General features: G+C 44.3%; 12 protein-coding genes. All 12 read left to right on the top strand.

What is annotated here, in order from left to right:
• The first annotated feature begins 218 nt into the window (after positions 1-218).
• The 12 genes from thrS (at position 219) to J2Z66_RS24455 (ending at position 13,760) form a co-directional block, all read left to right on the top strand.
• Positions 219-2,153, top strand: coding sequence for a threonine--tRNA ligase (gene thrS / locus J2Z66_RS24510; RefSeq protein ID WP_209975340.1), 1,935 nt, complete (start codon positions 219-221; stop codon positions 2,151-2,153).
• Positions 2,154-2,822: 669 nt separating this feature from the next.
• Positions 2,823-3,509 carry a 3D domain-containing protein gene (locus J2Z66_RS24505; protein ID WP_281068884.1) on the top strand — a complete coding sequence of 229 codons (687 nt, stop codon included), beginning with the start codon at positions 2,823-2,825 and terminating at the stop codon, positions 3,507-3,509.
• A 93-nt stretch (positions 3,510-3,602) separates the two neighbouring features.
• A complete protein-coding gene (locus J2Z66_RS24500) occupies positions 3,603-3,746 on the top strand; it encodes a hypothetical protein (RefSeq protein ID WP_209975338.1) in 144 nt (47 codons plus the stop codon).
• Positions 3,747-3,963: 217 nt separating this feature from the next.
• The gene (locus J2Z66_RS24495; protein ID WP_209975337.1) at positions 3,964-4,335 is read left to right on the top strand and encodes a hypothetical protein; all 372 of its coding nucleotides are present in this window, start codon (positions 3,964-3,966) and stop codon (positions 4,333-4,335) included.
• A gap of 125 nt (positions 4,336-4,460) precedes the next feature.
• Entirely contained in the window at positions 4,461-5,096 is a 636-nt protein-coding gene (locus J2Z66_RS24490; RefSeq protein ID WP_209975336.1) for an SGNH/GDSL hydrolase family protein, read from the top strand.
• Between the two features lie 649 nt (positions 5,097-5,745).
• Entirely contained in the window at positions 5,746-7,359 is a 1,614-nt protein-coding gene (locus tag J2Z66_RS24485; RefSeq protein ID WP_209975334.1) for a family 20 glycosylhydrolase, read from the top strand.
• A gap of 339 nt (positions 7,360-7,698) precedes the next feature.
• Positions 7,699-8,928 carry a cell wall-active antibiotics response protein LiaF gene (gene liaF / locus J2Z66_RS24480; RefSeq protein WP_312894744.1) on the top strand — a complete coding sequence of 410 codons (1,230 nt, stop codon included), beginning with the start codon at positions 7,699-7,701 and terminating at the stop codon, positions 8,926-8,928.
• Positions 8,929-8,936: 8 nt separating this feature from the next.
• Positions 8,937-10,004, top strand: a complete 1,068-nt coding sequence (locus J2Z66_RS24475; RefSeq protein ID WP_209975332.1) for a HAMP domain-containing sensor histidine kinase — start codon at positions 8,937-8,939, stop codon at positions 10,002-10,004.
• Positions 9,997-10,650 carry a response regulator gene (locus tag J2Z66_RS24470; protein WP_209975330.1) on the top strand — a complete coding sequence of 218 codons (654 nt, stop codon included), beginning with the start codon at positions 9,997-9,999 and terminating at the stop codon, positions 10,648-10,650. Before J2Z66_RS24475 ends, J2Z66_RS24470 begins: the two co-directional genes overlap by 8 nt.
• A 94-nt stretch (positions 10,651-10,744) precedes the next feature.
• Positions 10,745-11,161, top strand: coding sequence for a YugN family protein (locus J2Z66_RS24465; RefSeq protein WP_209975328.1), 417 nt, complete (start codon positions 10,745-10,747; stop codon positions 11,159-11,161).
• Between the two features lie 172 nt (positions 11,162-11,333).
• The gene (locus tag J2Z66_RS24460; protein ID WP_209975325.1) at positions 11,334-12,920 is read left to right on the top strand and encodes a S1C family serine protease; all 1,587 of its coding nucleotides are present in this window, start codon (positions 11,334-11,336) and stop codon (positions 12,918-12,920) included.
• A 150-nt stretch (positions 12,921-13,070) separates the two neighbouring features.
• Positions 13,071-13,760 carry a response regulator transcription factor gene (locus J2Z66_RS24455; RefSeq protein WP_209975324.1) on the top strand — a complete coding sequence of 230 codons (690 nt, stop codon included), beginning with the start codon at positions 13,071-13,073 and terminating at the stop codon, positions 13,758-13,760.
• The last annotated feature ends 2 nt before the right edge of the window (positions 13,761-13,762 follow it).

Here is a 13,762-nt window from a genome sequence, read left to right as displayed (position 1 = left end):
TGTAGCTGTTTTGTGGAACTTGGTTTCTTACGTAATTGAAGGCCGACAGTATACAAGACCGGATCATTCCCGTTAACAAATGCTGATGAGGATTCGCAGCAAAGCTATCGCTTATGCGGATCGAACTAGGGTGGAACCACGAGCTGAACGCACTCGTCCCTTTTGGGATGATGTGTGTTTTTTTTGCGTTCAATAAACAATTGTGGGAGGAAATGAATATGGTGATACAAGTAAAATTACCGGATGGTGCTGTAAGAGAGTTTGCTTATGGTACAACTATCGAACAGGTGGCTGAATCGATCTCGTCCGGTTTGAAGAAGAACGCAATCGCGGGCAAAGTGAACGGAAAGCCTGTAGACCTTGCTTTTGCTTTGGAGCATGACGCTGAGGTGGAAATTCTTACGCTCGATAGTGAGGCAGGTCTTGAAATATATCGTCATAGTACTGCTCATTTGATGGCGCAAGCGATCAAGCGGATTTATGGGGATAAGAATGTGAAGCTAGGTATTGGACCTGTAATTGAAGATGGATTTTACTACGATATCGATCTGGAGTCTTCCTTAACCCCAGAGGATCTGGGTAAAATAGAGAAAGAAATGGAACGGATTATCCAGCAAAATCTGCCCATCAGCCGTCGTATAGTGAGCCGTAATGAGGCACTGGACATTTTTTCTGGCTTAGAAGATCCTTTGAAGCTTGAGCTTATTCGTGATTTGCCTGAGGATTCCGTGATTACGATTTATGATCAAGGTGAATTCTTCGATCTGTGCCGCGGCCCCCATTTACCGTCGACCGGAAGAATCAAGGCATTTAAGCTGCTTAGCATTGCGGGGGCATACTGGCGCGGTGATTCCAAAAATAAAATGCTGCAGCGTATTTATGGTACTGCTTTCCCTAAAAAGGCACAGCTGGATGAACATCTCCACTTGCTGGAGGAGGCCAAGAAGCGGGATCATAGAAAGCTGGGCAGAGAGCTGAAGATGTTTGCTTTCTCTCGCGAGGTAGGCCAAGGCTTGCCGCTGTGGCTGCCTAATGGAGCCAGAGTGCGCCGTACTATGGAGCGTTACATTGTTGATCTTGAAGAAAGACTCGGCTACCAGCATGTATACACTCCGGTTCTGGCCAATGTCGATTTGTACAAAACTTCAGGCCACTGGGAGCACTACCAGGAAGATATGTTCCCGAAAATGATTATGGATAATGAAGAATTGGTTCTTCGTCCCATGAACTGCCCGCATCATATGATGGTGTACAAGAATGATATGCACAGCTACCGCGATCTTCCGATTCGGATTGCTGAGCTTGGAACGATGCACCGGTATGAAATGTCAGGTGCTTTGACCGGACTTCACCGTGTTCGCGCCATGACTTTGAATGATGCTCATATCTTCTGCCGCCCAGATCAAATCAAGCAGGAATTTGCCCGCGTCGTGAATTTGATTCGTGAGGTTTACAAAGATTTTGGCATCACAGATTACCGTTTCCGTCTTTCTTACCGGGATCCTAAGGATAAAGAGAAATATTTCCAAAACGATGAAATGTGGGAAATGTCGCAGCGTATGCTTCGCGAGGTAGTCGAGGAGTTGGATTTACCTTTCTACGAGGCAGAGGGAGAAGCAGCATTCTATGGCCCTAAGCTGGATGTACAGATTAAGACTGCATTAAAAAAAGAAGAAACTTTGTCAACTGCGCAGCTTGATTTTCTATTGCCTGAGCGGTTCCAGCTTGAATATGTCGGTGAAGATGGGCAGAAGCATCGCCCTGTAGTTATCCACCGCGGCATTATTAGCACCATGGAGCGGATGACAGCTTATTTGCTTGAGAATTTCGCTGGTGCTTTGCCAACTTGGCTTATGCCGGTTCAAGCGAAAATCATTCCGGTTTCACCTGCTTTTGAAGCTTATGCGAACGAAGTGACCGAGCGCTTGCAGCTTTCAGGCATACGTGTGGAAGCAGATAACCGCAACGAGAAGCTTGGCTACAAAATTCGTGAGGCTCAGCTGGAAAAAATTCCATTCATGCTTGTAGTGGGCGAGAATGAAGTGAACACAGGCTCTCTTTCCATCAGAAAACGGGGTCAAGGTGATCTGGGGACACAGCCGGTTGAAGACGTCATCGCGCTCATCCAGGATGAAATTAAAAACAAAAAATAAGCTAAAAAGGCAAAAAGGTATCATCTACGGATGGTACTTTTTTATTTACTCAACTAGAAGGAGTGAATAACTTTCGATTACGAAGTGCAGCTTTGCAGTGGTAAAGTTAACGATATTACATTTCTCTAAGGAAAGCAGAAATTAAGCACAATTATTCCTTATCGTCACTATCCCTTTCTCTCAGGAAAGCAACATCTGCTAGCAGTGCGTGTACGGCGCGGCGTGCGTTCTCGGGGCTGGCGTTTGAGGATGCACTTCATTTAACGATGTTTTTGATCGTTAAAACGAGTGCTCCAGGCCAATGAGTCACGTTAATGATGATTTTCATCGTTAAAAGTGGGCGGATGGCTCCAGTGGGTTGGAAAAGGGGTTTTAATGATGTTTTTCATTGTTAAAGTAAAATGTGGAGAAGACGTGGTGCTTTAAACGATGAAAAACATCGCTAAAGTAGCAGATCCTTCAAGATCTTTCTCATTTGCTCGCGATGGCGGAGGCGTTCTTGATCCCAGTGGCTGGAGCCGAAAACCATTCACTCCCTCCATGCACCAATGTCACGAACGCACACAATCTATGGACACCACAAGCCGTTTTTCTTGTATTGCCAATAATCACCGCGTATAAAGCAAGTTAAAACTGGACAACCTGCCCTAATAGGGGAGGAATCTAAAAATGTTGTTTAAAGGTTTAAGCTTCAGTTCATCCAGAGGGCTTGTGATCTTATTTTTATTGATTACAGGGCTAATCCTTCTGGGCCAGACCAGAAGCCGCGAACACGAAGTCAAGGCGGACGCTGCAGTAAAACAAGCACAAATACAGGAGCAAGCTCAAATAAAAACTATGGCAAAGAGTGTTGCCAACGATACTGAGCCGAAGGCAGTGACCGAAGAAGTCAAGGCCAACCAGCAAGAATCAACGGTCAGCTATCAATTTGTTCCAAAGCTAACCAGTGATTTAGCCGCTTCCTCAGCAGTAGAAGTTATAGCTACCGGGTATTCGCCCGGCATTGAATCAACTGGCAAAAATCCGGATCATCCGCAATATGGAATTACTTTTTCCGGAATTAAAGTGGTTCGGGATAAAACAGCGATATCAACCATTGCGGCGGATCCTAAGGTGTTCCCGCTTGGGACACTCCTTTATATTCCTGGTTATGGATATGGGGTAGTGGCAGATACCGGAAGTGCTATTAAGGGAAATAAGATCGATCTTTATTTTGACACGAAGGATCAGGTTTATAAAGAGTGGGGCAAGAAAACAGTTAAGGTGTTTGTGCTTAAGAAAGGCTCGGGAAAAGTCAACGAAGCTATGTGGAAACAGATAAAAGATGAGCTTCTTGCTGCAACAAATAAGGTTTAGGCCATTTGAATTCAATCACAACCATATAATCCCATGAAAATTCCTCATAACTTAATTGTTGTGGGAAACAATAGGTATAGGGAGGTGATGGAAATGGCTAAGAATAAAAACAACAATAGAAATAACAACAACAATAACAATAACAAAAATAATGCTCAAGATACAGAATTTGCTGTTGAAACTTCCGTTCCTAACAAGCAGCAGCAACAACAACAACAACAACAATCTAAGAATTAGAATAATCAAATATTGGCTTTAGTCGTTGAAGATAAGAAAACAAAGAGGATTCCTCTCTGTTTTCTTTTTTTTATGTTAACTTAGTTCACGTTTAAATGAGGAAATATGTGATTTATTCTTGTTTTTTTAGAAATATATTCTCAAAAAATACTTTTCAGTGTAAAATGAAGAAATTACGTCATAATTACTAACATGAGCATTGGAGGAGGCTTTCATAATGAACTCGCTAATTTCAGAAGAAAACTATCACAAACAAAGCAAAAAAGCGGCGGACATTTATCCTTTTCTGGAGGCTTATATTTCGCGCAAGGAGCAGCAGGCTGCCGAGATTGAGCGGGTTGTTGAACGATATGAAATAAAGAGATTAAAAGAAGAGCGTGCTTATCAAACGATGTCGCCCTTACGCAGGGTTTTCTCCAGCAAAAAGTCTGCTCATCAGCTTGCTCTTGAATATATGCATCATGTGAAGAAGCCCATGGAACAAGTAAAGAGGATTCGGCAAGAGATCAGTCATGCCCGGTGGCTGCTGAGTGAATCTAAACCTGGGGATGAGATGATAATCCCTATACATATGGAAGCGTTATATTGACATCTATAAGGAACGTGCTAAAATAATATTAAATTGGTAATACCATATTATAACTGAATGAGTGACCGCGGGTCTTTTTGGCCGAAAGGATACAGGCATTCATTAGGGTTGAAAGGTTGATTTAGATGAAATATGTGGCATTAGGGGATTCTATAACGGCTTTTCGGGCAGGAGTTAAGGTATATTTTGAATTTTTACAGGAGCTGCAGGAAGAGTTTCCCTTCACGGAAATGATCAATAGCGGAGTTGGCGGCTGGAAAACATCGGATCTATTGGCACATCTGGATAATAAATGTCTTCAATATCATCCAGGCCTTGTCACTATCATGCTCGGGACTAATGATCACGCCGTATATAAAGGTAAGACTGAGCCTGATGTATCGCTTGCAGCCTATGAGACCAATCTGAGACAAATCGTTCAAAAGATTCGGGATAACGGCAGTATTCAAGCAGCCCCGGCAGAAGCACCATCAGTTATTTTAATGACCCCGCCTTTTGTGGCGACTTACATGAATGTGGCGGACACCGATGTGAACCAGAGTAGGTTACTCGAATACTGTCATATTGTTGAGAAGCTGAGTAATGAGCTGCAGACGGGCTTTGTTGATATTAATTCCATTACCGGGAATGGGACAGATTGGGACGATCAGGTTTTTTTCGAGCAATTTACAGCTGATGAAGACGGATGTCATTTAAATACGAAGGGCCACTCTTTGATAGTTCCTGCCATTCGGGCAGCCATTAAAGAACAGCTTAGTTAATTTATCCACAAATGTTTCATTGTTATTATATCAACGCTCATCTCAGGACGCCGCAAGGCGTCGTTCTCGTTGAACTAACAGTAAAGCACTTAACGATGTTTTTCATCGTTAAAGTAAGATTACGGAGAGGGCCTGTGCTTTTAACGATGAAAAACATCGTTAAAGTAGCAGGTCCTCTTAGCTCTCTTCATCCCTAGGTCTTAATTGCTAGGAAATCTCCTCCGACAAGAGAAAAAACCTCGTTGGATGTTCGTTTGACCTTGGTGTTCGTATGAAAGTGCGCAATTGTATCCACAGCCATTCCCTCCGCAACGCACCCAAGTCACAAACACGCTCATCAAAGGATCCACAAGGCGTTAGTACCCTGCGGCAAATATGTAACACTTACATAAATATGTAAAAAATGCTCTAAGGACAATTGAGTTGAATTTCTGCATACTTCGCGGCAAACCACATATTGAACCCCATACCGAATCGAAATAAACTTGGGAGCAAGACAGATGGAGAGCGCTTTCATAGCACGCTTTCACAACTACCGTGACACTTAGAACTCTGTCATTCAATAGGAGGGGAGAAGAAAAAGAAAAACTAAGAAATTCCGCGATTCGTCCGAAAGGCTATTTGTATAAATGGGAGGAAAAGATAACTTATGTTATTACCAACACCTAAACAAATTGAATATTTTGATGATAAATTTTATCTACACAGTGAGATGGTTGTGCTGGCAGGGGATGATTATGGCGAGATGGCCCTTCAGGTGCTTAATAGTTTGACCTCTGAAATTAATATTTCTTTTTCGAATGGTCTCGATCCTGTTATTGAATTTGTGCTTTCCAGCGATGCATTCCATATAAAAGAAGCGTATCGTATTGAGTTCTGTAAAGGCAAGGTTGTATTAACATATGGCGATGAGCTGGGTGCAAGAAATGCTGCTATCTCTTTGTGTGGATTAATTGAACAGGATGATAATGGTTTTTATCTGAAAGCGTGTAAAATAACGGATTATCCCGACGGAGAATACAGAGGAGTCATGATTGATCTGGGAAGAAAATATTTACCTCTTGAAGATATTAAAACAATCATCGTACAAATGGCAAAAGCAAAATACAATACTTTGCGTCTTCATCTGCTCGAAACCGAACATAATCCTGTGAAGACAGACGTGTATCCAGAATTGAATGAAACTCCGATGCAGCAATATACCAAAGACCAACTGAAGGAAATTATCGAGTATGCAGATTTCTTCGGACTCCAGATTATTCCTGAAATAGAAATGCCGGCACATGGATTATTTATAATAGATAAGCTTGAGGATTTGAAATGCAAGACCAGGAATGTCGAACCAAGCAATTGGACCATGTGTGTGGGCAGTGAAAAAACATATGAGATCTTGGGAAACTTAATCAAAGAGATAGCTGAGATTTTCCCGGGGGAGTATATTCATATCGGTACGGATGAAATTGAATTTACTGACGTTTATCAGGAGCAAAGATTGTGGCCGACATGGGATGACTGTGATGTATGTGCCGAGCTGTCCAGAAAAGAGAACATAGAAGGTAAAAGAGAACTATTTTATTACTTTGTCAGAAGAATTTACGATATAGTTGCCGGTTTGGGGAAGAAAATGATGATGTGGAACGATGGGATAGATATTTCAAGCTCGCCTAATATTCCGAGAGATATTCGTATTCAATTTTGGAGAGTTGCCGGGGAGGGAAGGGGGCCCGTGGAAGGATGCAGTATGCAGCGTTTTTTGGAGGAAGGTTTCCATGTTGTGAACTCTTATTATCCAGAGACTTACTTGGATCTCTATATGGAAGAGGAGCAGATATTAAGCTGGCATCCAAAGGCAAGACCAGAAAGCACTGATGAGGTGAAGCATTTAATTATTGGGGGAGAGATGTGTGCATGGGAGCCCAATGATCATTATGGGCGCACGCTTCCAAGTGCTGTGTTTGTTTTTGGCGATAAGCTTTGGGGCTACTCTGACAGGGAGGCGACAAGCGATTACAGACGAGCTCTTACCAGAGCTGTGCTGGGACTGCAAACGCCAAGGGACTTTGATGTATTTGAATCTCTCGGAGGCATCTTACTGGTGCAAGATAAAGACCGATTGGAAAATGTGCAAAATGTGAATCAAAGCAAAGCGAAGCTTGAAGAATGTGTTGGAGTACTCCATACTCTGATCGATTCGGGGGCTTCCGGAAAAACAGCCGCAGGTGAGTATATCCAGAGTATCAACTTAATGTTGTCAAAGGTATGATAATCGGATCGGTGAATGGTTGGCAGCAGGCTGCAAATCGAAGACTTGCAATGTGATACATAAATATGAATGATCCAGTGAAAATATGGAGGTATCAATTGTTGGAGGCTATGGACTACCAAGAGTAAAGTGTAAGATGAATAGCTCCCGGCCCGGCTGCTTCCGGACTGTGAGCTTGTTCCGCAGGGAGCCCCATGAATGTATTCGCGGGGCTCTTTTTAATGCAAATTTTATAAATGGCTTCCTCCGTCTAGAGACCGAGAAAGAATTCAATCCCTCGTCTCTTTCCTTTCACGTACAACTCTTATAAACTGGAGATAACACAAATTAGAACTGCAAATGGAGGAACGGAGCATGAGCCCTCACTTTTTTCAAAAGCTATCATGGGGTTTAGTTTTAATAGCAGGAGGACTATTTTTCTTGTTAAATCAAATGGGTGTTATTTCCATGGATATTGGATCGTTTTTTTCAACATATTGGCCCGTTTTTCTCATTTATTTTGGCTTGATGGGATTTATTAACCAAATCAGGTATCAATGGGGCGGTGCTGCATGGAATCTCATTGTTTGTTGTGTTGGTGTTATATTTCTGCTTAAGAATCTGGAGCTCACTGAGCTTTCGATCGGTGAAATGCTGCGTTATCTTGGACCTGTAGCGTTAATTATTTTTGGGATCAGCATGATTTTGAGGCCTTCTGGCAGAACGAAGAGAGCTGCGAAAGAAGATTGGGATTGGGAAAAGGATACAGCAAGTAATAACGAAGGCGGGGACGACTGGCGCCAGCAATGGGATACTCAACGCCAGGCTTATAAAGAGCAGCGTGAGCAGTACCGGCAGGAGCGCAAACATCACAAGCACAATCAGCACAAGCACAATCAGCACTGTGGCACGAACAAGGTGGATCTATCCAAGCGGGAGCCGGCGGCAAGGGATGTGGAAGAGGAGCGCCGTGAGTTGAGTGAAGAAGAGAAAGCTGTGTTAAAGGACATTCATGGAGAATTTGCAGCAGAAAAGATTAAGGAGACCTGGGGTACGCCTAATGTATCCAAGCCGGCAGATTCAGCCCGGTTTGCCAATTCGGCAAACGAGCCTTCTGCCAACGCTGCGCCTCCGCGTAGCGGGCCTCGTCCACCGTATGAAAAGAAGAATAAGTATTATGACGATTTTGTTAGTAATTATCATACGGAAGGCGTGCAGCATAAATCAAGCTTCATTGGGGATGTCCATTTAGGGAAAGAGCCCTGGGAGCTAAAGCCGCTAGCCATCTCGCAATTTATTGGAGATACAGTGATTGATTTAACACGGGCTTCCATCCCCATGGGAGAAACCAAGATTTCAGTTTCAGCTTTTATAGGCGACGTGAAAATTTTTATCCCCAATGATATGGATGTGGAAGTAAAGGTTAACTCAAGCTCTTTTATTGGCGACATGAAAATCATGGACCGCCGGGAAAGCGGAATGATGCGTCACTTGAATATGCAGACTTCCCAGTATGACGAAGCATCGCGGAAGATCGTACTTACCACGAGCATGTTTATCGGGGACGTTATTGTCAAAAAAATAGGCTGAGGCGAACTATGTATAAATTACGAATGTTCAATTTGAAGTGGCAGCTATTGGGATATTTTCTCACGGTGGGCTTGATAACGGTATTCACGCTCTATATTGCTTTTGAATATTATGGGGCGGAGCTGAGCAGACCTGCGTTTCGGTTTGGCTTGCTGGCCGCCTTGCTTGTCGTAGGTCTGGTGATGGGTTATGTGGCGACAAAAAGATGGCAGCGTAAAATCGATGAGCTGCATCTGGCTATATTGGAGCTTTCCAAGGGGAATTTCACCAGCCGGGTCGATATGGAGCCGGTCAATTCCTTTCATGATCTTTTTGATGCCTTCAATAAGATGGCCGCTGCTGTGCAGACGAAGATTCAGCTCCTGCAAAAGCTCGGTGAGGCTGAGGCTATCCAGGATCAGCAGCTAACAGAAGCAGCTGTAATGGAAGAGCGGAGAAGGCTTGCCAGAGATCTTCATGACACGGTAAGTCAGGAGCTCTTCGCTATTCATATGGCGGCATCCTCTTTGCCCAAAATAATTGGTAAGGATGCTGCTGCCGCGGCAAGCTTAATGGAGCATCTGATTCAAATGTCGCATCATGCACAAAAACAAATGAGAGGCCTGATATCCCAATTAAGACCGATAGAGCTGGATAATCATTCATTGGAAGAGGCTCTGGAGAAATGGTTCCCTGCATACTGCCAGGCAAATGATCTGCAGGGACAAATGGAGGTCGTCATTTCGGAAGAAATTTCTGAGGCTATTGAGCATCAGCTTTTTCTTATTATACAAGAGGGGATGGCCAATGTAGTTAAGCATGCATCCGCTGACCAGATCCGGCTTTCCTTGCAGGAAGGAGAGCATCAATATATGCTGCAGCTTGTAGATAACGGGCTGGGCTTTGAAAGAAGTGAGATTCCATCTGCTTCACATGGTCTATCGACGATGAGGGAAAGGGCTCAGAAGCTGGGTGGGAATGCGGAAATATTCAGCAAGCTTGGATCAGGGACGAGAATTAGAGTACAAATTCCTAAATTTACAAATGTTTTGCCGCTCGGCAAGCAGGCTGGGGAGGAAGAGGGAAAAGATGAATAGTGAAGTTACTATAATGATTGTTGATGACCATGATATGGTAAGAGCGGGGCTGCGCACTTATATTTCATTGGAGTCAGGCATGCGTGTAATAGCTGAAGCAGCTAATGGCAAGGAAGCTTTAAGCAAGCTGGAGTCGGAACTTTCCGGAGGTCTCCCGGATGTTGTTTTGATGGACCTTATGATGCCTCAGATGGATGGAATTGAAGCGACAAGGCATATTTGCGCCAAGTATCCGGGAGTCAAAGTTGTCATGCTGACAAGTTTTCTGGAGGAGGCAAAGGTGCTGGAAGCCGTGGAGGCTGGTGCTATCAGCTATGTGCTAAAAACCGTTTCGTCGGATCAGCTAGTCCAGGCTGTGTACAGCGCAAGCCAAGGGATGCCTGTGATGAATTCGGAGGTTTCACTCGCTCTAACGAAAGGACTAAGACAGCGCAACGTCCATTCGGATGAGGAGGGGCTGACGCAGCGAGAGAGGGAAGTGCTGATGCTCATTGCGGATGGAAAAAGCAATAAGGATATTTCTGACGAGCTGCACATCAGTATTAAGACAGTTAAGACTCATGTCAGCAATTTGCTGATGAAATGCGAGCTTGAGGATCGTACACAATTGGCTATTTATGCACATCGCAAAGGCTGGGTCCAATGACTTAAGCCGCTTATACATAAAAAATCATTTTTGGCACATCTTACAGGTAAAGCTTTTATATAAGCTTAACTTGGGTAATTAAGGAGTGGCGAAAATGATAGCACTGACTTCAAAGCTGGAACAGGTACGTGAGCCATTCGATACTGTTCGCGATCATTTGTATGAAGACGAATTTACTTTGGGCGGGAATTGGGAGTATGATCATGGTTATTTTGACCGTTATTTGGACGAGGCTCATAAAGTTTGGCTGCGCATTCCCTTTCAGGTCATTACTGGCAGGCTGGATGGAGATTCCGATGCGACCGATGCGACTATCGAAATTGGAGCTCCATTTGTGTTGAAGCATGTTTACAATGAAGGCTTGGATAAAGAAGCTGAGCCTAAAGTCTTGGGGGCTTTAATTGATCAATTCCAAACCCCTGTGGATTCAGATGCCAAGGTGGAAGACCACTGGGTAGAAGAGGCTGTCAAGGTGCTGAATGAGGTTGAACGCAAATGGCAGCTGCATTAGTATGCAAAATGCATGCAAAATGCGGTTTATTTACCTCCATTTTATTGTTTTTTAATGTTTGTTTAAGGTTATGGGTGCATGATAGGGATATGAACAGCAAGAGCAAACACTTCAGGTGTAAATAGCTTGCATGCATGACATAACTTTATCGATTAAATGGAGGGAAGTACAGATGGAAGACGACAAAAAAGATTACAAGGATTTCTTCAAGCCGCAGCATGACGGTTCGGATGAGCCTGAGAACCAGGACAGCGAACAAATAGCACCCAAGCAGGAGCGTCCTTCTTACTATTATTCTTACGGACCTTATAAATCGGCTTTTCAAGAAAACAAGCAGGCTCAGGAAGATGCAGCGGCAAGGCCAACCTCGGTATCCGGCTCGAGCGGTACTTCGAGTGTTGAGGTTACACCGCCCAAGCCGCTTCGCCCCTTTGGCTTTAATCCGGATTCAAGCCAGGCTGCGGCCTCTAAAGAATGGGATTATGACCGGAAAAGACGCTCATCTTCACGAAGTGTGTTTATCTCGTTTCTGGCAGGTGCATTGGTTGTCGCAACCTTGATGTTCTCGGCAGACAAAATGAACCTGTTCACCGGAAATCAACCGTTAATTTCCAATAACTCAGTCGAAGCCTCTACTAATAATGCAGCGTCATCCAATAACGGCAATGGCGCAAATTTACAAAACGTGGGTCTAGATATTAACAGGCCTAATAACATATCGCAAATTGCTTCCGATGCAGGCCCTGCTATTGTGAAAATAGAGACGCTGGTAAAATCCAAGGGAGGCACGAATAACGGCTCTGGAGGCTCGTTCCTGGATGATCCTTTCTTCCGTCAATTTTTCGGCGATGAAGGCGGCTCTCAGAATGAACAGCAGCCGAACGGTGAAGGCGAGCTGCAGCAGGTTGGGATGGGAACCGGCTTTCTATTTGAAAAATCCGGATACATTCTTACTAATGAGCACGTAATCGAAGGTGCTGATGAAATTCGTGTAACTGTAGAAGGATACGATAAGCCCTTCGTGGCCAAGCTTTTGGGCAACAGCTACGATCTTGACTTGGCAGCACTGAAAATTGAAGGCGATAAAGATTTTCCGACTCTTCCACTTGGCAATGCAGATAACATTAACGTGGGTGACTGGGTCGTTGCTATCGGAAATCCTTACGGCTTTGACCATACGGTAACGGTTGGGGTGTTAAGTGCCAAGGAACGTCCGATTGATATCCCGGACAGCAAGGGTACTCGTAAATATGAACATTTGCTGCAAACTGACGCCTCCATTAACCCTGGAAACTCAGGTGGCCCGCTGCTCAATTTGAATGGCGAAGTTATAGGAATCAATACGGCTGTCAGCGTGCAAGCACAAGGAATTGGCTTTGCCATTCCAACCAGCACGATATCGAAGGTACTTGATAATCTTAAAAATAATGTAACCATTCCTAAAACGCCAGTACCTTATGTAGGAGTGGGACTGCAAAATATTGATAAGGATTGGGTAACTGAGCTGAAGCTGGAAAACACCGAAGGAGCGCTTGTCGGTACGGTTGAGCGCAGAAGTCCTGGATTTAAGGCTGGCCTTCGTCCTTATGACGTTATTGTGGATATTAACGGCGAAAAGGTGAAATCCAGAGAAGAGCTGATCGTCAAGATACAAGCAACTAAGGTTGGCGATAAGGCGTCATTAGGCGTCATACGGGATGGAAGTAGAATAGAGATCAGTGTAGAGGTTGGAGACAGGAATCTCGTGGCCACAGAATAAACGGGAAGATAAATGCTTGTTGCTTCAACTTATAGGGAAGCGGGGACCGGCAGCCGGAAGCTTGCAGGCCCCGCTTCTTTTTGCTTCAGAGATTTTTTGATACAATGTAAGCTATAATGTGTAAGTGAATCGAAAGGCGGCCTGCTGCAAATGAGAGAGAAAATTTTGGTTATAGATGATGATGAGAAAATAACCTCAATGTTAAGAAGGGGACTAGCCTTTGAAGGTTACATCATTCATACGGCAAATAATGGAGCTGAGGGGCTGAAGCAAATTTTGGAGCATGAGCCTCAGCTGCTTATTGTGGATGTTATGATGCCGCAGATAGACGGCTGGGAAGTTGTTCGCAGAGTGCGTGAAGGCGGCGGCGATTTGCCGATTCTGATGCTTACAGCTAAGGATGAAATCAGTGATCGAGTCAAGGGGCTTGATTTGGGAGCGGATGATTATCTGGTGAAGCCATTCGCTCTTGAAGAGCTTTTTGCCCGGGTTCGCGTCCTTCTGAGAAGACGTGCAGAGCGTCCTGAGCAGCAGACGAACCGCTTAAGCTATGATAATGTTGTATTGGATCTAGATACCAGAGAGGTTTTTCGTGGTGGCAAGCTGATTGAGCTGACGACGAAGGAGTTTGAGCTGCTGTACCTGTTTTTGCAAAATCCGAAAAGAGTGCTCTCGCGGGATTTGATTATGGAGAAAATATGGGGCTACGATTATAGCGGGGAATCCAATGTGCTGGAGGTATACATCGCTTTAGTCCGTCAAAAGATGGAAGAGCACGGAGACAAGCGCATCATCCAGACAGTCCGCGGAGCAGGGTATGTATTGAGAGGAGATTCTTAGAC

It is taken from the genome of Paenibacillus eucommiae, assembly GCF_017874215.1.
GTDB classification, from domain to species: Bacteria; Bacillota; Bacilli; order Paenibacillales; family NBRC-103111; genus Paenibacillus_AI; species Paenibacillus_AI eucommiae.
Note: the sequence above shows the minus strand (reverse complement) of the source record. Positions and strands in the feature narration are given on the sequence as shown.

What these genes read in the sequence shown, in the direction of transcription:
- thrS (WP_209975340.1), top strand. Translation starts at nt 219, where the DNA reads ATGGTGATACAAGTAAAATTACCGGATGGTGCTGTAAGAGAGTTTGCT.
- J2Z66_RS24505 (WP_281068884.1), top strand. Translation starts at nt 2,823, where the DNA reads ATGTTGTTTAAAGGTTTAAGCTTCAGTTCATCCAGAGGGCTTGTGATC.
- J2Z66_RS24500 (WP_209975338.1), top strand. Translation starts at nt 3,603, where the DNA reads ATGGCTAAGAATAAAAACAACAATAGAAATAACAACAACAATAACAAT.
- J2Z66_RS24495 (WP_209975337.1), top strand. Translation starts at nt 3,964, where the DNA reads ATGAACTCGCTAATTTCAGAAGAAAACTATCACAAACAAAGCAAAAAA.
- J2Z66_RS24490 (WP_209975336.1), top strand. Translation starts at nt 4,461, where the DNA reads ATGAAATATGTGGCATTAGGGGATTCTATAACGGCTTTTCGGGCAGGA.
- J2Z66_RS24485 (WP_209975334.1), top strand. Translation starts at nt 5,746, where the DNA reads ATGTTATTACCAACACCTAAACAAATTGAATATTTTGATGATAAATTT.
- liaF (WP_312894744.1), top strand. Translation starts at nt 7,699, where the DNA reads ATGGAGGAACGGAGCATGAGCCCTCACTTTTTTCAAAAGCTATCATGG.
- J2Z66_RS24475 (WP_209975332.1), top strand. Translation starts at nt 8,937, where the DNA reads ATGTATAAATTACGAATGTTCAATTTGAAGTGGCAGCTATTGGGATAT.
- J2Z66_RS24470 (WP_209975330.1), top strand. Translation starts at nt 9,997, where the DNA reads ATGAATAGTGAAGTTACTATAATGATTGTTGATGACCATGATATGGTA.
- J2Z66_RS24465 (WP_209975328.1), top strand. Translation starts at nt 10,745, where the DNA reads ATGATAGCACTGACTTCAAAGCTGGAACAGGTACGTGAGCCATTCGAT.
- J2Z66_RS24460 (WP_209975325.1), top strand. Translation starts at nt 11,334, where the DNA reads ATGGAAGACGACAAAAAAGATTACAAGGATTTCTTCAAGCCGCAGCAT.
- J2Z66_RS24455 (WP_209975324.1), top strand. Translation starts at nt 13,071, where the DNA reads ATGAGAGAGAAAATTTTGGTTATAGATGATGATGAGAAAATAACCTCA.